Below are 21968 nucleotides of genomic sequence, written 5' to 3' on the forward strand. Positions count from 1 at the left end.
TTATGGCCATTCATTGCCTCGGTCGTGACGCGTAGCGTTCTCGCTATGGATAACACAGCAAACACCCAGCGTGTCGTCGTCATCGGTGGCACCTCCGGCATCGGATTCGCGGTCGCCCAGGCCGCAGCGACTCAGGGCTCGAACGTGGTCGTGGCCTCCAGCAACCAGGATCGGGTCGACCTGGCGGTGAAGAAGCTCGGCGGCCAGGCCGAAGGCATCGTGCTGGACGTCGCCGACGAGGCCGCACTCGCCGCCTTCTTCGAGCGGATCGGCGAGTTCGACCACCTCGTCTACACAGCGGGCGAGTCCCTGCTGCTGAAGACGCTCGCCGACCTCACCGCCGAGGAGTCCCGAGCCTTCTTCGAGCGCCGCTTCTGGGGCGCCCTGCTCGCCGCGAAGCACGCGACGCCGAAGCTGCGTCCCGGCGGCTCGATCACCTTCACCTCCGGCACTTTCGCCACCCGGCCCGCCCCCGGAGCCTCGCTCGGCGCAAGCATCACAGCCGCCGTCGAAGGCCTGACGCGATCCCTGGCCCTGGAACTCGCCCCACTGCGGGTCAACGCGGTGCGTCCCGGCGCGATCCGCACCGAGCTCTGGGACAGCACCGTGCCCGAGCCGGACGCCTTCCTCCAAGCGCAAGGCAGCGTCCTTCCCGTGCAGCGCGTCGGCAGCCCCGAGGAGGCTGCGGCGGCCTACCTCTACCTCCTGAACAACGGCTACGCGACCGGCACGGTGCTCACCCTCGACGGCGGAGCCGCACTGGCCTGACCTCGGCTGCTGTCGGGCCGACAGGGCCGGTCCGACAGCAGTCGGCGCCACCCTTGGCGTGTTCCGCCGGAGAACGGGAGCTGCACGGACAGGGGCAGAGCGGAATTCGCGAAGCCGCCCGCCAAACGATCCACACGCCAGACTGCCGCCCACCATCCGGGAACGGAGGCTCGCGGCAGCCCCATCTACGGAGAGGTCACGGCCTGACGGGGCGTCTGGGGCCAGTGCGCACAGCGTGCCGCCGGCGCCCACCCGGCGTGGGGGTTCAATACCGAGGGGGACACAGACCGTGAGCCGACGACGGTCGGGGGTAGTGGGCGAACTGGGCCTGGATAGGCCCTGACGGTCATCGACTGAGGACCACGATTCTGTGCATCAGGATGTCAGCGGGGGCAAGCGAGCCCTCCGACCGGCACCCGTCGCTCGGCCGAGCTTGCCGACGCGGAGTGGGACCGGGCCCGCTGGGACGAGCTGCGGTGCCCTGCCAGCAAGAGGGGGCCGACTGGAAACGGACCCGGCGGGGACGGGCCGAGCCTGCTGCGACGTGGCCGTCGTCCCGCGGTCACGGCGGGTTCGCAGGCGCGCTGCCTTGCCCGCGGTCGGCCAGTTCGGCCAGTTCGGCGCGGCCGGTCGCGCCCAGGGTGCGGGCTGCCCGGCCGATCAGTACGGTCACGTCCTGCGGGGTGAGCAGCAGGGCCTGGGCGATCTGCCGGTCGCTGTGGCCGGCAGCGACCAGCTCCAGCACGCGGTGCTCGGTCATCGACAGGTTGGGGGCAGGCGGTGGCACCGGGCCGGGGCGCACGCCCAGCTCGGTCAACGCGCGACGCGCCCGATCGGCGAGCAGGACGCTGTCGCATGTCTGTGCGAGGTCCAGCGCCCGGGCGAGGCTGCGCCGGGCCCGATCGGCCTCGCCGGTGCGCGCCAGGGCGGCCCCCAGCTCGTACCGGGCCCGGGCCAGTTCGAGGTGGGCCGGGGACCGCTCCAGCACGGCAACGGCTTCGCGCAGGAGGCCAGCGCCCTCGGCCCCGCCCGTCACGACGCCGAGGCAGCGCGACGCCACCCCGATGGAGCGCGCGGTGCCCCAGCGGTGCGCCAGCTCCAACTCCTCAGCGGCGAGCCGCAATGCTTCCTCCCGCCGGCCCAGCGCATGGTGCGCGAGGGCCGCCTGCGACCGCCAGGGCGCCAGAGCGAGGTTGGTGACCTGAGCCCACCGCTCCTGCGCGCCGTACTCCAGCAGCACCGCGAGCGCGACGGCCGGATTGCCCCGCTCGGCGTGCACCCGGCTGCGGACGAGGACCATCGGGCCCTGCCACGCCCAGCCCACCCGGTCGCTGTCGGCGTCCGGGGTCAGTACCCGCTCCGCCCCGGCGAGGTCGCCGCGCTCGATCAGCGACTCGCCCACCTGGGTCATCATGGCCGTCCGGACCCGCAGTTCCATGCCCTCGTCGGTCATGGCCGGGTGCCCGAAGTCCGAGGTGAGCGCGAGCTGTCGGCCCCGGTGGCGGCTGATCGACACCTGCCAGGTCAGCGCCGCCGACACCATGCGGAAGGAACCCCAGCGCCCGGCCACGTCGGCGATCTGGTCGAACCGGGCCGCCGCGTCGTCGAGCCGGTCCGTGGCCACGAAGGCCAACCCGGCCAGGCTCAGCAGCAGCTGCGATTGGTCCGCGCCCGCCAACCCGCCGCGCAGCGCCCGGTCGACGAGGTCATCGACGACGGCGGCGCCGGCATCGCCGCTGAGGGCGGAGACGGACAGCGCGGCGAGCACCGCGCACTCCCCGAGGGTGTCACCGGCAAGATCGTGCTCCCGCAGTCGCCGGGCCCGCAGTCGGGCGGCGGGGAGGGTGGACAGCTGGTCGTAGCCGATCAGCAGCATCTGGGCCTGCAGGTACCACGACACCTCGCGGGCGAGCCCGCTGCCGTCCTCCGCCTCCCGCAGGTCCTCCACCGCGCGGGCGAGCACGTCGACGGCGTCCTCGTGCTGCTGCTCCAGGAACAGTGCCTGGGCGAGCAGGTGGGCCGCGTGGGCCCGGGCGTACGGGTCGGTCAGCGCGTCCGCGGCCCGCGCCAGACGGTGCCGGGCCGCACCGAGGTCGACCTGCATCTCGTCCGCGCCCAACTCCAGTAGCAGCGGGCCGCGTTCCTTGACCGACATCGGTTCGCGCAGGGCTCGGCGCAGATAGGTCACGGTGACCTCCGGCGCCCCCCGGCCGCGGCTTGCCCTCGCCGCCTCCCGCAGGACCTCCACCCGCCAGGCCTCGCCGTTCGGTTCGGCCAGCAGCAGATGGGCCGCCACCTCGGCTTCGGGCGCCCCCTCGCGCCGGAGCAGTTCGGCCGCCTGGGCGTGCCCGTCGGCCGACTCCACCGGCCCGAAGAGGGCTTCGGCGATCGCGGCGCGGACCAGGGGATGGTCGAACCGCGCCACCTCGCCGGGGGCCAGCACGCCGATCCGCTGCAACCGGCGGCCGAGCTCCCTGGCCCTCGCCTCGCCCAACCCCGCCAGCTCGGCGGCGACCTGCCAGGTGGCGCCGTCCCCCAGCACCACCAGGGCGCGGACCACCGTGCGGACGGGCTCCGGCTCGCCCGCCAGGCGCTTGACCACGGTGCCCGCCAGGATCCGGCCCCGGAACTCCTCCACCACGCACGCCTGATCGCCGGCCGGTCTGACCCCGTTGTCGGCCAGTGTGCGCAGCAGCTCGCGCAGCAGCAGCGGATTGCCCCGGGTCGCCTCGGCGCAGGCGGCGGCGAACCGTGGATCGGCGTCCCCGCCCAGCCGTGTTCGCACCAGCGAGGCCACGCTGTCGGTGGCGAGGGCCGGCAGCTCGACGGGCCGGCAGTGCGGCTGGGCGGCGATCTGCTCCAGCAGCGGCTCGACCTGCGTCCCGCTGTCCGGGCGCGCGGCCAGCACCAGCAGCAGCGGCAGACCGCGCACCCGCCGGGCCAGGTACTCCAGCCACCGCACCGACGGCGCGTCCGCCCAGTGCGCGTCGTCGACCACCAGCGCGAGCGGCCCGTCGTCGACGACGTGCACCATCAGCCAGTACAGGCTGTGCAGAACACCCAGCGACGCCTCCGGCGACAGCGCCTCCCCGTCGGTACCGACCACCCGCAAGGCGTACGAGGCCAACTGCGCCGGGCCCGACAGCATGCGTTCCCGCCCGGCAGGATCGGCCCGGGCCAGCAGTGGTTCGATCAGCTGCCGCAGCACCGAGAAGGCGAAGTCCTGCTCCAGCTCGCCGGCGTCGGCCCGCTCCACCCGCATCCCGCGGGCCTGTTCGGCGGACACCCAGGCGTTCAGCAGCGAGGTCTTGCCCATCCCCGCGCCTGCCCGCACCAGCACCACCGCACCCCGGCCCGCCCGTGCCTGCGCGGCCGCGCGCTCCACCGCGGCGAGCTGTTCGGTCCGGTCGAGCAGCACGGTCCCGTCCCGGCCCCGGTCGACCGGTGGCTCCACCGGTGGCCCGCCGCGTCCGGCCGCCACCAGGGCGGCGGCGCCGGTCCCCACCAGACCCAGTGCCGACACCAGTTGCTCCACCGTGCGGCGCTGCGGGCGCCCGCGTCGGCCGCGCTCCAGTTCCCTGACCGACCGGGCAGACAGGCCGGCCGCCTCGGCGAGCTCCTCCTGGGTCAGCCCGGCCGCCCGGCGGCACTCCCGCAGCATCTCGCCGAACTCCCTCAACGATCCACCGCCGGACTCGTCCGGAGCGGACTCCGTTGTTCGACCAACACACCCTCCCCTGGTGTCCGGACACCACAACAAGTCCCGCGCCCGGAGGGGCAGGAGTGTTGAGCCCCCGAACCCTACCGCTCAGTAGGGCGGTGGGCGACCCGACAGCTGAGGCGGCGTCAACTCCGGGTTCGTCCGGTCGGACGACCGGGTTCGTCCGGTGGTTCGTCCCGTCCTTCTTCCTGGTGCCCCGACCAGCCCGATGATCTGCTCTTCATCAGCCGAACCGGCCGGACGCGAAGGTCTGTCAACGAGGGCGAGGTCTCCCCCCGCGCACTCCGACTCGCCGCCCGCCCGGCGTACCCGACACCGACAAAGGAGTCCCTGTGTCAGCCACTCGAATGCGAAAACTCCTCGGCGCGCTCGCCGCCACGGCCCTCGCCCTGACCGCCGCCGCCGGTCTGACCACCACCGCCGCGGCAGCCACAGCGACCGCGGCTACCGCGCCCCACGCCGCCGTCACGACCGGTTCGGCCCCGGCCAAGGCCCAGGCGCTCGCTGCCCCCGTCCTGAACGGCACTCACACCCTGCTCGCCGGCGGCATGGCCCTCGACGACCCCAACGGCACCAACGTTGACGGCACCCAGCTGATCACCTGGGGCGTGAACGGCGGCACCAACCAGAACTGGGAGTTCCTCCCGCAGTCCGACGGCTCCTACGTTCTCGCCAACGACGCTTCGAAGTTGTGCGTCGAGGTCAACCAAGGGTCCCTCGACGCGGGCGCCGTGGTGGACCAGCGGGGTTGTGCCCCCAGTGCCAACACGCACTGGCTCCTCACGCCGCTGTCGAACGGCTCCTACCTCATCACCTCGATGAGCAGCGGGTTGGCGCTCACCACCGCTTCGACCGCCAACGGCGCCACGCTCACGCAGGAGGTGAACACCAACTCGCCGCTGCAGCAGTGGACGGTCGGCTCGGCCAGCCCCGTCCTGAGCGGCTACCACACCCTGATCACCGGCGGCCTGGCCCTCAACGACGCCGGCGGCGGCACTGTCACCGCCTCGTCCGCGAACGGCAGTTCCTACCAGAACTGGCAGTTCGTCCAGCAGCCCGACGGCACCTACGAAATCATCAGCGCCTCCACTGGCTACTGCCTTGTGGACGCCAACGGCACGGCGGGCGACGGTCAATGTGTCGGCCAGTTCTTCGACTACTGGACCATCACGACGCAGGCGAACGGCTCCTTCATCCTCACCTCGTGGGCCGGCAAGGTGCTCGCTTCGAACGGCAACGGCGCCTCGGCGGTGACGCAGTCGAACAGCAACTCGTCGCAGCAGCAGTGGACCACCAACTGGGTCAACCCCACCCTGAGCGGCACCCACACCCTGCTCACCGGCGGCCTGGCCCTCGAAGTCCCCGGCAGCAGCCACAACGCCGGCACCCGGCTCGACCTCTGGGCTGTTGTGGCCAACAGCGCCAACGAGAACTGGCAGCTCGTCCAGCAGGGCAATGCCTACCAACTCGTCAACGGCTCCTCGACCTTGTGCGCCGAGGTCAACGGTGGGTCCACCAACGCCGGCTCCGTGGTGGACCAGTGGGGGTGCGGCCTCAGTACCAACGAGCTCTGGGTCCTCACGCCGCTGGCGAACGGCTCCTACCTCGTCTCCTCGGCGCGCAGCGGGTTGCTGCTCACCGCCGCTTCGGCCGCCAGCAGCGCCACGATCACGCAGCAGGTGAACACCGGCTCGCCGCAGCAGCAGTGGACGATCAGCTGACCCGCGTTCGCGCGCGAGCACGGACCTGACCGGCGGGTCCCCGGGGACGCCCCCCGGGGACCCGCCCCGCCGCTGCTCCCGCGGTCACCCGTCGTCTGGCGCATCCTCAACGAATACCTCCGCGGGCGGGGCATCTTCGCGATCGCCGAAGGACTGACCCGCAACGGAATCCTCCCGCCCTCGGCCCACGACATGATCCATACCTACATGCCGCCGCTGCGCGGGGAACTGCCCTGGCCTACTAACCGGCCTGATACCTGCCCGTGTCCCGGTCACGGTAGATCGCGCTCGACTTGCGCAGCTGCTCCGGGTCCCGCCGCACAGTGCGCGGGTCGGGCACGACCACGTAGCTCGCGCAGGCGCGCACCCAGTCCCAGGCACTGCCGCCCTGCCGCAGTGCCTGAAAGAGCTGGTTGCGTCTTTCGACGGCCGAGGTCGGTGCGCCGGCGGTGTTCTCGTTCACGGGCCTCCCAGGACCGGCGACTGCTGGGCGGCGCTCTGATCGTGGTCGTGCTGGTCGCGGTGGCCGCCCTGCACGTTGCCGGGTTCCGGAAGCCGGCCGCGCGCCGGGACCGGAGGACGCCGTGAGCCGCCCCTGTGACGGCTGCGGCCACGCGGGCTGCGGCCGCCCTGACAGCCCAACCGCGCCACCAGCTCCATCCCGCAACCGATCACCGCCCTGACCGGAGCCACCGAACCCGACGCTTGCCCGACCTCTGGCACCCGGTGGTACCCAACCGTGCCCCTCTGGCCCCTTCGGAGGCTCAGAGCACCGGCGCAGAGGAAACGGTCTGTGATGCCGCCGAGTTGACCGACCGCCATGAGGTGCTCAGCGCGGAGGCTGAGGGTGAGACCTTCGAGAGGCACGACTCTCCGACCAGCGCTACGGGTTTGACCGGTGCCGACCAGCGAACCGTTGCGCCGGAAGTGACCACCGAACTGCCGGGCGACGCCGCGGAATCGGAGAACCAGAAGGACTCGCTTCTCGCGGTCCTCGACCTCGTGGATGCCGAGGAGGACGCCTCGGCCGCCGTCGATTCCGCAGCCGCAGCGGAGCCGCACACGACGCGGCCCTATGACGAGCCGATCACCCGGGTCAGCACCGACGTTGACGTACCGCCGCAGAGTGATGCGCCACGGGTGCACGACAGCGGGCCGAGCGATTCCGACCCTGCTGTTTCACCGCCGGGCCAGGGCCTCGTCCGACGAACACGGTGGGTCCGTAACGCTGGAGCGCCCGGTATCAGGCAGGAACCGGACGAGGTCAGTGTGGCTGGGGGCGCGCGACGAGTGGTGCCCCGAAGGTCCGGGAACGGAGGCTCGCGGCAGCCCCATCTACGGGGAGGCCACGGCCTGATGGGACGCCTGGGGCCGGTGCGTGCAGTGCGCCGCCGGCGCCCGCCCGGCGTGGGGGTTCAATACCGAGGCCCGAGTTGAACCATACACACATGCCGGTGTGGCGTGGGGAACTGGAGCTGTCGTAGGCCGGTTCGTTCGGGGGGCGTATCGGGCCCCGCTGTGGTGAAGGCGGGGGTCGGCTGCGCCTTCTCGCAAGGCTCGGCTGGCTCTGCCCGCTGAGATCAGCCGCCGCGGATGGTTGTGGTGCCTTCTCGACGACGGGTGAAAACTGAAAACTGACCGCTGAACGGCGGATCAACGGTGACCCACCTCGCGATCGTCTGATCATCCTGATCTTCATTGAGGGTCAGGAGGAGAGGGTGATTTCCGTGGAGGACTGGGCTGAGATCCGTCGACTGCACCGGGCCGAGCAGATGCCGATCCGGGCGATCGCCCGGCACCTGGGCATCTCGAAGAACACGGTCAAGCGGGCCCGGACACCGACCGGCCTCTGGTCTACCAGCGCCCGCTGAAGGGCTCGGCGGTCGACGCGGTCGAACCTGCGATCCGTGAGCTGCTCAAGGCGACTCCCACGATGCCCGCCACCGTCATCGCCGAGCGGATCGGCTGGGAACGCGGGATGACGATCCTCAAAGAGCGGGTCCGCGAGCTGCGGCCGGCCTATCTGCCGGTCGATCCGGTCTCGCGGACGGTCTACCAGCCCGGCGAGCTCGCCCAGTGCGACCGCTCGCAGAGACCGCTCGACCCTTCGACCTGCCCACCGACCGTGACAGTGCCGAGCAGGTCATCGAGAGGCTGTTCACCGCGATGGAGCGCATCGGACAGGGCGATCCCTTCGCCAAGGGCATGGGGATCGCGGCACCGCAGATCGGCATCGGTCGGGCCGCCGCGATCGTCCAGCCAACCGAGCCCGGAGCGCCAGCGATCGTCCTGCTGAATCCCTGCATCACCGACGGCGCCAGCGAGACGGACGAGCAGTTCGAAGGCTGCCTGTCCTTCTTCGACGTCCGCGGCATGGTCCCGCGCCCACTGCGAATCAGCGTGGAAACCACCGCGCTGGACGGCCCGCTGGTCACCACCACATTAGAACGCGGACTCGCCCGCGTGATCCACTACCAGATCGACCACCTCGACAGCCTGCTCTATCCCACCTGAATGCGGCCCAGGATCGCCCCCATCCCCGTCGAGCAATACCGGCAGACAGGGAAGGCGTGGGCCTACTGGTAGTAGTCCATCACGGTCGGCTCCGGAGCCGTTCCCAGGCGGACTGTTTCCAGCAGAGCCTGGCCACTCTGGCGGCGTTCGGGCTAGATTTCACTGAGACGCAGAGTCATGACCCCGGAGGGGACTGCATGTCAACCGAGTTGGTGCAGCTGGTTGAACAGGCTGGGCCCTATGTCAGTGCTGCGGTCACCGCCTACGGGGCCGCTGTGCTCACACGGGCGCAGGATGCGGCCGTGGACGCGACGGCGAATCTCGGACAGCGCATCCTCCAGACCGTGTGGCGCCGGAGGCGACGCTCGGACCAGGCCGCCCTGACCGTTGCCGTGGCGGAGGCCGCCGCCGAGCCGGAAAACCCCGAGGCCGCCGCAGACCTGCGGCGACAGATCGAGCGCGCCCTGCGTGAGGACGACCGGCTCCGCGAGGACGTGGCCGCGATGTTGCCGCACTCCCCGCAGATCGTGATCACCGCCTCGGGTGAACGGGGTATCGCCGCCCAGCACATCGGCATCGTCGTCAACGGTGACAACACCACGGTTCAGCGGTGACGCTGCCCGACGAGCCGCCCGCCCGGTACTGGATCATTTCCAAGGGCCACCGCGGCCTGGCCGCACAGCACATCGGCATGGTCGTGAACGGCGACTTGGTCCTGACCCCGGCCGAGACCGATGCCGGGGAGACACCGCTGCCCGCCGACGGCGAGCCCGAGCAGCAAGGGCCTTCCGCCGGCATCGGCCCGAGGTACTCGAATGCACCACAGCAGAATCCATCGTTCACCGGCCGAGCCGGTGTCCTGGCCCAGCTGCACGCGAGGCTGGCCGAGGGCACCGCGGCCCTGGTGGGCGCGCCGCCCCAGACCCTGCAGGGGCTCGGTGGGGTCGGCAAAACACAGCTGGCAGTGGAGTACGCGCACCGCTACAAGGCGTACTACGACCTGATCTGGTGGATCAACGCCGAACAGAGCGAGCTGATCGCGCCTTCCCTGGCCCAACTGGCCGAGCGGATACTCCTGCCCGTCGGCGATGACGTCGAAAAGGCGGTGGAGGCGGCCCGGGATGCATTGCGCCGGGGCGTGCCGACCTCCCGATGGCTACTGATCTTCGACAATGCCGATGCCCCCGCTGATGTTCGCCGCTTCTTCACCAACGGCCCCGGCCACACCCTGATCACTTCTCGAAACCCGAACTGGTCCGGGCTGGCTCGGGTGCTGCCGGTAGACGTGTTCGACCGCTCGGAGAGCATCAAGCATTTATGCAACCGGGTCCCCGGCCTGTCCGAGGAGGACGCGGCCCGGGTTGCCCACGAGGTCGGCGACCTGCCGCTGGCCGTCGAGGTCGCCGCCGCCTGGCTGGAGACTACCGGGACCCCGGTGGACGCCTATGTCACCCAACTGAAGGCCGCCGTCCCCAGGGCCCTCGCCGCCGGCGAGCCCCCACTGGACTACCCGGCCCCGGTCGGTCAGACCTGGAGCGTCTCGATCGCCAAGCTGCGCGAGCAGTCGCCGGCCGCCGTCCGACTGCTGGAACTGTTCGCCTTCTTCGGACCCGAGCCGATCTCGCTCAGGCACTTCTTCTACTCCGAGCCGATGCGGCTGGCCCTGGAACCGTACAACCCGGAACTGGCCGAGGGCTCTATGCTCGGCAAGGTCCTGCGCGCGGTCAGCCGCTACGGGCTCGCCAGGGTCGACGTGGCAAACGACAGTGTCCAGGTGCACCGCCTGGTGCAGGCCGTGATCCGCTCCGAGATGACTCCGGAGGAGCAGACCGACACCGTCCACGAGGTGCATCGGATCCTGGTCGGTGCCCGGCCGGTCCGCGGCGGCGCCGACGACCCGGCCAACTGGCCGGCCTTCGAGGAGATCTGGCCGCATCTGTCGCCGTCCCGGGCGCACGACTGCGACGAGCCGGATACCCGCCAGCTGATGATCGACCGGGTGCGCTACCTGTGGAGGCGCGGCGAGTTCGCGCAGGCCCGCCGGATGGGCCACCTTCTGGACGAGGCGTGGACCGCCAAGCTCGGTGAGGACGACCCGCAGACCCTGCTGCTGCGTTTCCAGCTCGCCAACGTGCTGCGCACCCAGGGCAATTACGCCGAAGCGCTGGCGCTGGACGAGGACACCCTGGACCGGCAGCGCCGGGTGCTGGGCGACCAGCACCCGTACACCTTGATGACGGCTGGCTCGCTGGGCGCCGACCGGCGGGCGCTGGGGGAGTTCCGCAAGGCGCTGGAGCTGGATCGGGAGACGCTGGACCGGTTCCGCGAGCAGTTCGGCGAGGACAATCCGCGGACCCTGTCACTCGCCAACAACCTGGCCATCGACTACGTGCTGGTGGGCAACAGCCGGGCCGCCCAAGAGCTGGACCAGGACACCCTGGACCGCCGCCGCGCGGTGCTGGGTCCCAAGCACCTCTACACCCTGTCGGTGAAATCCAACCTGGCCCGAGACCTGCGCGAACAGGGCGACTACGAGGGCTCGGTGGTGCTCGCCCAGGAGGTCGGCCAGGCGTACTCCGAGGTGCTGGACATCGACGCGCCAGAGATTTTGCGCAACGCCAAGTCGCTGGCCGTATCGCTGCGCAAGGCGGGCCGGCTGGGCGAGGCGCGCCGGCTCACCAAGGAGACCTACGAGCGCTACCTGGAGCGCTACGGCGAGAACGCTGCGGACACGCTGGCCTGCGCGCTGAACCTGGCGGCCGACTACAGTGCGGGTGGGGACAAGGACGCGGCTCGGGACCTGGCCCGCCAGGTCTACGTCGGCTACCAGCAGCTCTTCGGCGCGGAACACCCGTTCACCCTGGCCTGCGCCAACAACCTGGTGATCTACCTGCGCGGCAGCGGTGAGGTGGAGGAGGCGGTGGAGCTCGGTCGGCGGACGGTGGGCACGCTGCAGCGGGTGCTGGACCCCGACCATCCGTTCACCTTGAACGGGATGATCAACCTGGCCAACGTCTACGGGGACCTGGGCGAGTACACCGAGGCCGAACGGCTGGAGCTGGCTGCCTACCGCGGCCTCTGTAAGCGTCACAGCCCGCGCCACCCCGACGCGGTGTGCTGCCAGGCCAACCTGGCGGTCACCCTGCGGGCGCTGGGCCGGGTGGCCCAGGCCGCCGAGCTGCAGGCCCGGGCGGTGGCGGAGTTCATCCGCCAGCTGGGTGAGGAGCACCCCAACACGGTCTCCGCGCGCAGCTGGAAGCGGACCAGCCGCGACCTGGAGGTTTACCCGTTCTGAGGGCTCGCCATCTCGCCGTGTCGTCCGGCGTGGAGCTGGTCTGCGATCAACGCGTGATGGTCGATCGTCCGTATCAGTTCCTGGAGGAGCTCGTGGCGGCAAGCGTAGGGCGGCGGATGGTCTTGCACGCCACGCACAGTGTGGTCGACCGGCTGGCGTTCGGGGTGTGGGAGGACCGGCGTCTCATCCGGTCGTTGAGTCTGTCTCCGGACAGCGGGATCGTCGAGAACATCGGCGAGCCGCTCCCGTTCGAAGTGCCGTACTGGGCCGGGGAGCGCCCGGCCCAGATCGTGCCGTGGCCGGACCAGGAAGAGAAGCCTTATCCGCTGCCCTTCCACCCGCTGGAGATGGGCGAGGATGCGCTCCGGGCGTTGTGTGGGTTCGTCGTGGAGGGCCGCCCGAAGCCGGGCGACGTGGACGCGGACGCCATCGAGCTCCACGGCTTCCTTGTCCGGGACCCGAACGGCCCGGATCCGGCAGAGAAGGAGGCGGCGCTCAGGGCAGCCGTGGCTGCCATGGGCCGGCCACGTACCTACGTGCTCGGCCCCGACGGCACCTTGATCAAGCAGGACCTTGGTGACCCGATAACCTGACGAGGTGATTGACCAGCAGCGAGCGGTCGGGGCAGTGCTCGGCTCTGCTGTGGGGGACGCCTTGGGCGCCCCGTTCGAGTTCGGCCCTGCGGGGGCGTTCTCGAGTCGCTTTCCCGAGCCGGGAGGCGGCGGGGAGATGTGCGGGGGTGGTGGCTGGGAGCCTGGTGAGGCCACCGACGACACGCAGATGGCCGTCATGGTCGCCGGGTCGCTGCTGGAGCGCGGAGGGTTGGACCTGCCGGACATTTTCGCGCGCTTCCAGCGCTGGGCAGCGTCCGAACCCAAGGACACCGGCGTGCAGACGGAGGACGTCCTCACCAACGGCATGCCGTGGGCCCTGGCCGCGGCCGTTCACTTCCAGGTCAACCTGCGCTCGGCGGGCAACGGCGCGCTGATGCGGGCCGCGACCTCGGCGGTGTACTTCGCCCGCGACGGCAGGCAGGCGACCATGGACGCCGCCCGACGAATCTCGGCGCATACCCATGGTGACGGCGCGGCCTGGGAAGGCACTGCCATCTTCCACGAGCTGGTCCGCCTGGCCCTGGAAGGCGACGACCCGCTCGCCGCTCTCCCGGAGATCCTCACTCAAGTGAGCCCCCATCATCGTGGGCGCTACGTGACCGTCCTGGCCCCCGACTGGCACCCGGATGACGCCACCGAGTTCAACGGAGCGGTCTGGCCCTGCCTGTGCTCCGCCCTCTGGGCCGTCCGCACCACCACCTCCTTCGAGGCGGCCGTGCGTGCCGCGGTCGACCTCGGCGGCGACACCGACACGGTCGCCGCCGTCGCCGGCGGTCTCGCCGGCGCAGTCCACGGACTCGAGGCCATCCCCACCCGCTGGACAGCGCCCCTCCACGTACCTCTCCCCGGCCACGGTGGGCGTGTCCTGCGCCTGCCGGAGATTCTCGACCTCGCACACCGTCTCGCCGCCTGAACAGCCCTGCTCCAACCCGGGTGGCGGTTACGTGGTGAGGAAGTCCCAGTCGGCGTCCGGGTGGTCACTGGTGACCTTGTCCACCGCCAGGTCCCAGAAGGACGGGCAGCGGAAGACGCCCGGATACCAGCTCGCGAATGCCCATGCCTCTCACTCGCCCCGCGTGTTGGTGATCACCGGGTTGAGCATGAGCAGCGCGCTGTCTCCCCAGTCGCTGATCTGCAAAGTGGGCCCTGCTCGATCCCGCGCGCTGGAAGGCAGTGCCGAGGTGCGCGAGGGTGCGGACCTCGACCACCCGTCCACCCACCTTCCAGGCAGCCTCGCGGGCGCGACGGGTGGGTTGCAAGCCGGGAGATCGCTGCCCTTGCCATCCACGAGACCGCGCTGTGCGACCCGCGGCGCCATGTCGTGGCCACCGGCCGCTGGTCCCCTCGTGAACGGGGACACGTGGGCCATGATGGTGAAGAGGCCGAGGTCAGAGGTCGAGGTAGGGGGCGAGGGTGGCGGCCGTGGTCGCGGACTGCAGGTAGTTGGTGGCGTGGTGGAAGTGGAAGAGGGAGGGGCTGACGACGGTGGTGTGGTCCAAGGCTATGCCGCCGAAGTACCGGCCGAGTTGGGGTGGGATGGCCACAAGGTCGCCAGGATCGGCGATGTTGACCCAGCGCGTTTGCCCGGGCAGGGGTGTCCCCTGTGGTGCGGGGCCGGTGGGGCGTGGTGCGGGGGTGAGGCGTTCGAAGACAACGTGGGGCATGGCCAGCGGCGATCCCAGGGTGAGGAAGAGGTCGGGCTGCAGTTCCGGGTGAGCATGCAGGGCTTCGTAGGCGACGACGGAGCCCAATGAGTGAGCGATGACGATGCGTGGTTGGTGCCGGGCAATCCGGGCAGCGACCTCCTCGCGAGCCGCTGTGCGTTGCGGGGCGTCGCTGGTGCGCAGGTACGTGGCGACCTCGGGGAACAGCATCCGGAGGAACAACCGCAGAGGCCCCTCGGCAAGGTCGAACCTGCGCGCCACCCACGAAGAAAGCATCCGAAGCGGTATCGTGGCGTGACCGTGTGATACCTCGTCAGGGAGGCCCAGCTCTCGCGCCCAGGCGGTGAGCATCCTCTGGGCGAGCGGGTCGTCGAGGAAGTCGCCGTCCTGGTCGCCTTGGGCTGCGGGGTCAGTGATGAGCTTGTCCGCGTAGTAGGCGAAGTCGAGGTCAAGCTGGGCAGGGGCGATTCCGATGCCGTTGCCCAGGTCTCGGGCCCAAGCGGCGGCCTTCAGGGCGCGGAGCTCTTCCAGTCGGGTACCAGAGATACCAGTGCCGAACTTGTTGCCGACACCGTGGACGGTGACGATTCGCAGCGGTGGGGTACCGGGAGATGTCAATGGAGCCAGCCTTTCAAGGGTACGAAACTGAGGACTGCAACTTCACGGCCGAAGGTCACGATGATGGTGGCATCAGAGGAGAGGGCTAGGGCTATCACGGCTTGCGGAAATTGAAACGTGCTCAGGCAAGATCCGGTCGCTAGGTCCCATACCCGCACCACCCCCTCGACGCCGGCGGTTACGGCGTGGGGATGGCCGTTCAACTTCGCCACTGCCACCGCATTCGCCCCTGCGATGTGGCCGGCCAGCCCTCGGACCTGGACGCCTGTGGTCAGGTCCCACACCCGCACGAGTTCGTCGTCAGCTGAGGTGACGGCGTGGGGAAGGCCCTCCAGCTCAATCGTTGCCACCGCCTGCACTGCGCCCGTGTGGCCAGTCAGTTCTCGTATCCGGCAGCCTGTGGTCAGGTCCCATACCCGCACTGAGCCGTCGCCGTTGCCGGTGACGGCGTGCGAGCGGCCATCCAACTTCGCTACGGCTACGGCGAGCGCACCGCCGGTGCTGCCGGTCAATTCATGGACCAGGGCGCCGGTGGCGAGCTCCCACACCTGAACCGAGCCGTTGCGGGTAGTGATGACCTTGGAGCGGTCATCCAGCTCTGCTACTGCCACAGCAAGCAACTGGCCTACCTGCCCAGTGAGTTCATGAGTTTTGGTGCCCGTGGTCAGGTCCCATACCCGCACCGAGCCGTCGCCGCTGCCAGTGACAACGTGGGGATGGCCGTTCAGCTCCATTGTCGCTATTGCCCACACTGGCGTTGAGTAGGCCTTGATCTCTCGGATGCGGCTGCCGGTAGTCAGGTCCCGGATCTGCACCGTCCCCTCGTCGCCGGCGGTTAGGACGCAGAGACCGCCGTGCACCTCCACCACCGCCACCGTATTCGCCCCTGCGGTGTGGTCGCTGAGCTCTCGGCTCTGGCTACTGGTGGTCAGGTCCCAGACGCGCACCAACCCTTCCTCACCCACGGTGATTGCGTGCGCACGGCCGTGCGCCTCCGCCGCGGCCACCGCATGAATCAGGCTGGTGTGGGAGGTTAGCTCTTGGGTCTGGGTGCCGGTGGTCAGGTTCCACACTCGCAGCACACCGTCCATTGCGGCGGTGACGGCATGTAGCCGGCCGTGCAACTCCGTCACCGCCAGCGCACGCACCGGGCCGGTGCGACTGGTGATATATCGGGTTTGGGTGCAGGTGGTTAGGTCCCAGATACGCAGTACCCCGTCGAGGCCGGCAGTGACGGCGTGGGGGAGGCCGTGCAGCTCTGCCACCGCCACCGCCTGCACTGGGCCGGCGAGGCTCTGGTTTTGGGCGCCGGTGGTCAGGTCCCATACTCGGAGCACCCCGTCGAGGCCAGCCGTGACGGCGTGCGGATGGCCCTCCAGCTCCGCCACCGCCACGGCCAGGTTGCCCGGTGCGTGGCCGGTCAGTTCATGGGTTTGGGTGCCGGTGGTCAGGTCCCATACTCGCACCACCCCGTCGAGGCCGGCGGTGACGGCGTGCGGATGGCCGTGCATCGACGTCGCCACCGTAGGTACCGGGCCAGCGTGGCCGGTGAGCTCTCGGGCTTGGGTGCCGGTGGTCAGGTCCCATACTCGCACCACCCCGTCGACGCCAGCGGTGACGGCGTGGGGACGGCCACGTACCTGCGCCACCGCCACGGCCAGCCCACTGCCTGTGTGGCCTGCCAGTTCATGGGTCTGGGCGCCGGTCGTTAGGTCCCAGACCCGCACCGAGCCATCGCGGCCGGTGGTGATGGCGTGCGCGCGGCCGTCCAACTCCGTCGTTGCCACCGCGCGCACCCGGCCGGTGTGGCCGGCGAGAGCGTATGCCGGTGCCGTTGGGATCTGGCTCCCTATCGCCCACCGAATTTGCCAATCCGTGTCGCGGGTCAGCTCCTCCAACAGCGGTCCATTGCGGAATCGTGCTGCGTCAAGGGCCAGAATCTGGCGGCGTGACACAGGTACCTGGGCCTGGTGAATGCCCCAGGACGCTTGATAGACGGCGGCATTGTGCCGGGCGGGCTCGGAGCCGGCGTACGCCATCGCCCTGGCGAGGGCATGAGGGTCGGCGTGCTGAAGATAGCCGCTGTCGTTGAGAAGTTCGTCCAGTCGCCCAGCTCGGATTGCGTGCTGGGCGGTGTGCCGCAGGAGGTAGGGGACAGCGTGCTGCCACAGCGCGCCGCCGTTGTTGTCGCGGGGCACGCAGTCCATGAGACGCATGTACAGGCGTCCCGCCGGATCGTCTGGCGGGATCACGGTCACGTGAGTGTCGTGCCCGACAGACGAGCTCGTTCGATCGCGCAACCAGTCGGCGAGCCCCTCATGGAAGAGCCGGTAAAGCGTTGTTCCATCGTCCTCGACATCGCGGCGCAGGTAGAAGCGCGCTTCGCCGTCCAGGAGCGCGTACAGGTCCGGTAGGGGCAGCGCGTGGTCCCCTGGATCGGGTGCAACGAAGGCTGCGGCGGTGTGCGCCAGGACGCTCTCCGGCATGCCCCGACCCTGAGCGTAGGCGAGGGCGGTCAGCACGGGTTGCAGTAGGGGTAAGTCGGCGTGGCGTCGCAGATCGAGCTCGAGAAGCTCGGGCAGGCTGCGGGGCACACTTCGGCCCAGCAGATCGGCTGCCTGAGGGGTAGCGGGGGGCGGTTCGGTGAGGAGGTAGTGTACGTAGAGTCCCGCGGTCAGGAACTCGCCCCATTGGAGGCCCTCCTGGTCCGGTTCGCCGGTGTCACCCAGATTTGTGAGTGCTTCGGCGATGGCCCGTGCCAGCGCGTTCCGGACCGTCCGCAGGCCGCCTGCCGCGTACGGTCCGTCACTCGCCGCGAGGAGCCGCTTGACATAATCGGTCAGATCTCGGCAGACGTCGTCAGGCGCGATGGAGTCCAAGTCCGTGCACCCGCTGGAGCCCTGCGCCAGGGCCAGCAGGCCTCGGGACCGCTCGTCGTTGCGGGTGCCGACCAGTAGCCGCACATTGCTGTCCGGCCTCTGCACCTGCCGGGCGAGCGGGATGAGGAGGGACGTAATGATCTCTTGGGGCCGTAGAGCTTCGTCGAGGGCATCGATGGCCACGGTTACCGGTCGCCCGTCACCGGGTAGCAGGTTCAGCAGGTGTTTCGCCGGATTCTCCGCCCCCTGCCGGCTCTCGCCCTCCAGATAGGCCTCGCCACTCGTATCGCCGGGTTCTCTGTCGTCCGACCTGTCGATGTTCCGTAGCTGGCGGGCGATCGAGGTGACGATCTCGCCGAGAGCCAAGCCGTGTGCGTGGACCACCGCGAGCCGGTCGTTCTCTCCGGGGGCCCGGTCATCCAACGCTGCCCACAGGGGCTTGGTGTGGCGGCGCAGTGCCGGGTGCGCAGCGCACACCAGGACGCCCAGCAACGCCGACTTCCCCGCACCAGGCTTACCTGTCACCACGCGCAGCCCTGGAACGGCCGTTTCGTCATCGAGCCAGCTTGCCAGCGTTTCCAACTGCGCATTGCGGCCGCTGAAGTAACCCTCGGTCCAGTCGCGGTCCACCGGCTCCGCGCCGCCGGCGCGTTGCATGAAGTGCAGCGGGTCCGCTGCCCAGCCCGCCAACCGCGTGATCTCTGGTGGCAGACCCAAGGACAGAGCGGACGAACTACGGCCGGGATCGAACGAGGGGTTGGGAAAAAACGGCAGGTGGGACAGGTCAACGTGTCCGGGCACCAGGCTAGTGAGGATCGCCTGCGGCAGACCATTGGCCTGCTCGGTCAGTTCGTTGACGGTGCGTTCGACCTCCCGCCATACGGTCGCTGCCGGAATGTACCGCAGCGACGAGTCGAACCGGGTCTCCAGGTCACGGTATTTCTCCAGGACCTGTACCAGGGCCCGGCTCAGCCGGTAGCCATAGGCTTGCTGCCCGGGCCCGGTCGCGGCCAGCACCCAGGCCCGGCGTCGGGCTACGTCTATCCGGGCGTGCCAGGTGGTCACCGCCGCCTCGCCGGCGTAGCAGACATCGAGGATGAACAGAGTCAACGGCCGCTGCTGGTGGCCCTCCTCGAGGTTGGCGTCGTCCTGATGGTCCTCAATCTGGCGGATCCACTCGCTCACCGGTCGCTTCAGCCGCTTCCCATTGCTGCCCAGGATGTATAGCTGCTCACTTCCTGCCCTGGCCAGCTCACCGTGCCCGACGATATGAACGATCAACACGTCGATGTCCTCGGCCTCGACAGCCGCCTCGATCAGGTCCCCGTACCGGTCCGGTTGGTCCGACACTGTGTGCGGGTATGGCGCGTACTGGAGCCCTGTCAGCACATCCGCAACGCGCGAGGCGTGAATGGGAGCCTCTTCCAGAACATCCAGCTCAGGCCTCGGTGAATCACCATCGTCGGTCCGGGTGAAGGCGATCCCCAGTGCCAAGACTGCATACCGCTGCGGCTTGCCTGCATCCCCAGGCGGCTGCTCGCTCGCTGCCAAGTACGCCATCGGCACCCCGCCTTGTCCGTCGCCCACCTGGATCAGTGGTTCGGAGCGACAATTGTCAACGGCCATTGAGATGCCCAGGTGGGTGGCCGTTGGGTGTCCAGGCTGGTGGCCATCAGATGCCCAGGTGGGTGGCCAGTGGTGTTCCTGGGGTGGGGGTCAGTTCAAGGGGACCACTCCCTTCCCGGCGAGGGCCTCGGCGAGGCGGTGTGAGTCGCCAGTGGTGGTCACGAGGTGAGCGTGGTGCATGAGGCGGTCGGTGCTGGCGCCGGCGAGAGTCTTGGGCATGATCGTGTCGAAGCCTGAGGGGTGAATGTTGCTGGTCACCGCGATGGACCGGCGTTCGTAGGCAGCGTCGATGATCCGGTAGAACGCCTCGGCGGCGTCCTCGCCGACCGGCAGCAGGCCGATGTCGTCGATGACGATGAGGTCCGCGCGGCAGATCCGGGCGACGGTCCGGGCGGTGGACCCGTCGACCTTCGACTTCCCGATCGCGGCGCTCAGCGTCTCCAGGGTGAACCAGGACACCCGCAGGTCCTTCTCGATCGCGGCCTGGGCCAGGCCCTCGGTGAAGTGGCTCTTGCCCGTCCCCGACGGGCCGGCGATCACCAAATTCTCGGCGCGGCCGATCCACTCCAGGGTGATCAGGGAGTTCTGGGTGGGTTCGGGGATGGTGGAGTCCTCGGCCCGCCAGGAGCCCAGGGTTTTGCCGGTGGGGAAGTTCGCCGAGTGGCGGCGAAGGCGCCGGGTGGCCGCGTCGCGGCCGGTGACCTCCTCGGCTATCAGCAGCCGCAGGACCTCGGCGGGGTCCCAACGCTGGGCTCGGGCGGTGGCCAGGACGTCCGGGGCCGCTTTGCGCATGTAGGGCAGGCGCATGCGGCGCATGAGTTTGTCGAGTTCCTCGGGGATGGCGGGCGGGCTGGGAAAGCTCATGGGGGTGCCGTTCTCTTGGGTGACGTGCAGTCAGAATGCTGTGGTGGGCGGCGTGTTGGCTCAGCGGCCCAGGGCCTGCCAGCCGATGGTTCCGTTCTGGACGGAGTGGGCCTCGTCCGCGCGCACGACCTCGCCGGCGGGCTTGCTGTCCGCGATGTGTCCCAGGATCGAGAGCAGGTCGTCGTCGGCGAAGCGCCCGGCCGTGGCCGCCAGACCGAGGGCCTGGTCGACTTTGTCGTTGCCCAGGACAGTGGCCAGCTCGACCGCGCGGGCCATCTTGGCGCGGATGCGGATCGCGCCGGCGGGTCCGGCCTCCTTGAGCCAGCGCCCGGCCCCGGGCCCGATGCCCACGAACGCGATCTCCGCCTCCGAGCGCGGCCGCAGCCGCGGCTGGTGAACGCTGCGGCCGTCCGGGTGGTCGGGATAGTGCGCGTCGATGATCTGCGGAACACCCGGGGTGGACAGCTGGTGGCGCCAGATCTCCGACAGGTCCCCGGATTCGGTGCGGGCGGTGATGGAGAGTTCCTCGCCGACGACCCGGCACCACACCCTCGCGCCGGTATAGCCCGGCGGGGTCGAGTAGCGCACCGAGTTGAAGCTGATCGTGCGGTCCGAGCCGACCAGCCTCTCCTCGCCCAGCGCGAGCGCGAGCGGCTCGATGGGCAGGACGTGCAGGGTGGTGCGCTCCACGTCCAGGCGGCTCGCGGGTATCTGCCCGGTCGCCCGGTGACGACGGGAGTTCACCTGCTCGCACCAGGTGCGGCAGGCATCGGTGAGCTCGGCGAAGGAGTCGTAGGCGGGCAACAGGTTCGCATCCGTGGGCACCAGGTCGGCCTTCGCGATACGGACCGTGGCCTCCGCGCCGCCCTTCGACTCGGGGTCGTAGGGCACGCAACTGACCACCTGGCAGCCGTAATGCCGACCCGCGGCGACCATCTGTGGATGACGTACCGGGATCCCGGCGATGTGCTCGACGGTGACCGTCTTCGCGTTGTCCGTCAGTACATACGTCGGCGCCCCGCCAATCCGCCGCAACGCGGTGTCCAGGCAGGCCACCAGCGTGCCCAACGTGCAGTCCCAGACCGGGATCACGACCCGGAACCGCGACCAGGACAGCCACGCGCAGAACAGCCAGGTCCGCCGGCCGCCGATCCGCGGCCCCTCGCCCCAGTCGAACTGCAGCCACCGGCCCGGCTCGGGAATCCAGGGTCGGTACGTCCGGCGCTTGCCCGTCTTCCACGCGGTCTTCGCCGCGTTCACCGCCCGCCTCGTCGAGCGCGCACTTCCCCGGTAGCCCATCTTCACGAGCTTCTCGTGGACCACATCGGCGCGGATCGTCGCCTTCGACTGCTCGACCCACTCCTCGACCTTCTCCAGGAACGCGTCGATCATCTTCGGCCGCGGCTCTCGCTCATAAGGATTGCGCCCGCCGTCGCGGGCCTCGACATACCGCTTGACCGTCTTCGGGTCGTGCCCCGCCAAGCTCGCCGCCGACCAGACCGTCCCGGTCAGGTCGTACGCCTCAAGGATTTCCATGATCTCTCTGTCAGACTTCGTCACAGGACCTCTCCGACCGGTTCGCTGATGCTTCGCAAACACCAGCAAACCGGACGGAGGGGTCTCCTTCGATAAGGAAGCGATCAGGAACACCACAGGTCAGACGGCCATCCACCTGGAATTCCGG

General features: G+C 69.8%; 13 protein-coding genes and 1 pseudogene. 8 read left to right on the forward strand and 6 right to left on the reverse strand.

Annotated elements, in window-relative coordinates; translation table 11 throughout:
- Positions 1-45: 45 nt before the first annotated feature.
- The gene (locus tag AC060L_RS32865; RefSeq protein ID WP_483802635.1) at positions 46-768 is read left to right on the forward strand and encodes an SDR family oxidoreductase; all 723 of its coding nucleotides are present in this window, start codon (positions 46-48) and stop codon (positions 766-768) included.
- Between the two features lie 562 nt (positions 769-1330).
- Here the strand turns inward: AC060L_RS32865 and AC060L_RS32870 are convergent.
- Complete coding sequence (locus AC060L_RS32870; protein WP_483802636.1) at positions 1331-4447, reverse strand: ATP-binding protein; 3117 nt, start codon at positions 4445-4447, stop codon at positions 1331-1333.
- Between the two features lie 374 nt (positions 4448-4821).
- Here AC060L_RS32870 and AC060L_RS32875 point away from each other — a divergent pair, with 374 nt between their 5' ends.
- A complete protein-coding gene (locus AC060L_RS32875) occupies positions 4822-6210 on the forward strand; it encodes an RICIN domain-containing protein (protein WP_483802637.1) in 1389 nt (462 codons plus the stop codon).
- 241 nt (positions 6211-6451) lie between these two features.
- Here AC060L_RS32875 and AC060L_RS32880 read toward each other — a convergent pair whose 3' ends face one another.
- On the reverse strand, positions 6452-6673 hold the full coding sequence (locus tag AC060L_RS32880) for a hypothetical protein (RefSeq protein ID WP_483802638.1): 222 nt from the start codon (positions 6671-6673) through the stop codon (positions 6452-6454).
- A 1255-nt stretch (positions 6674-7928) separates the two neighbouring features.
- Between AC060L_RS32880 and AC060L_RS32885 the strand changes: the two are divergent.
- From AC060L_RS32885 to AC060L_RS32910, 6 genes and pseudogenes are all read left to right on the forward strand, one after another.
- Positions 7929-8293: pseudogene (locus AC060L_RS32885) on the forward strand (helix-turn-helix domain-containing protein); the annotation flags it as partial.
- On the forward strand, positions 8287-8724 hold the full coding sequence (locus AC060L_RS32890) for a peptide deformylase (protein ID WP_483802639.1): 438 nt from the start codon (positions 8287-8289) through the stop codon (positions 8722-8724). The pseudogene AC060L_RS32885 and the gene AC060L_RS32890, both read left to right, overlap by 7 nt.
- Positions 8725-8921: 197 nt before the next feature.
- On the forward strand, positions 8922-9338 hold the full coding sequence (locus AC060L_RS32895) for a hypothetical protein (RefSeq protein ID WP_483802640.1): 417 nt from the start codon (positions 8922-8924) through the stop codon (positions 9336-9338).
- On the forward strand, positions 9335-12019 hold the full coding sequence (gene fxsT, locus AC060L_RS32900) for an FxSxx-COOH system tetratricopeptide repeat protein (protein ID WP_483802641.1): 2685 nt from the start codon (positions 9335-9337) through the stop codon (positions 12017-12019). The genes AC060L_RS32895 and fxsT overlap by 4 nt, the downstream gene beginning before the upstream one ends.
- Before the next feature lie 17 nt (positions 12020-12036).
- A complete protein-coding gene (locus AC060L_RS32905; protein WP_483802642.1) occupies positions 12037-12612 on the forward strand; it encodes a DUF6928 family protein in 576 nt (191 codons plus the stop codon).
- A 4-nt stretch (positions 12613-12616) separates the two neighbouring features.
- Entirely contained in the window at positions 12617-13546 is a 930-nt protein-coding gene (locus tag AC060L_RS32910; RefSeq protein WP_483802643.1) for an ADP-ribosylglycohydrolase family protein, read from the forward strand.
- 475 nt (positions 13547-14021) lie between these two features.
- Here the strand turns inward: AC060L_RS32910 and AC060L_RS32915 are convergent, their stop codons facing one another.
- The 4 genes from AC060L_RS32915 to istA form a co-directional block, all read right to left on the reverse strand.
- Positions 14022-14915, reverse strand: coding sequence for a hypothetical protein (locus AC060L_RS32915; protein ID WP_483802644.1), 894 nt, complete (start codon positions 14913-14915; stop codon positions 14022-14024).
- Positions 14912-19354, reverse strand: coding sequence for a P-loop domain-containing protein (locus AC060L_RS32920; protein ID WP_483802645.1), 4443 nt, complete (start codon positions 19352-19354; stop codon positions 14912-14914). Before AC060L_RS32920 ends, AC060L_RS32915 begins: the two co-directional genes overlap by 4 nt.
- A gap of 156 nt (positions 19355-19510) precedes the next feature.
- Positions 19511-20284: an IS21-like element helper ATPase IstB gene (gene istB / locus AC060L_RS32925; RefSeq protein WP_483799922.1), complete on the reverse strand. Its 774-nt coding sequence runs from the start codon at positions 20282-20284 to the stop codon at positions 19511-19513.
- Between the two features lie 60 nt (positions 20285-20344).
- A complete protein-coding gene (gene istA, locus AC060L_RS32930) occupies positions 20345-21820 on the reverse strand; it encodes an IS21 family transposase (protein ID WP_483799923.1) in 1476 nt (491 codons plus the stop codon).
- Between the last annotated feature and the right edge of the window lie 148 nt (positions 21821-21968).

The organism is Kitasatospora sp. NEAU-69, assembly GCF_057158765.1.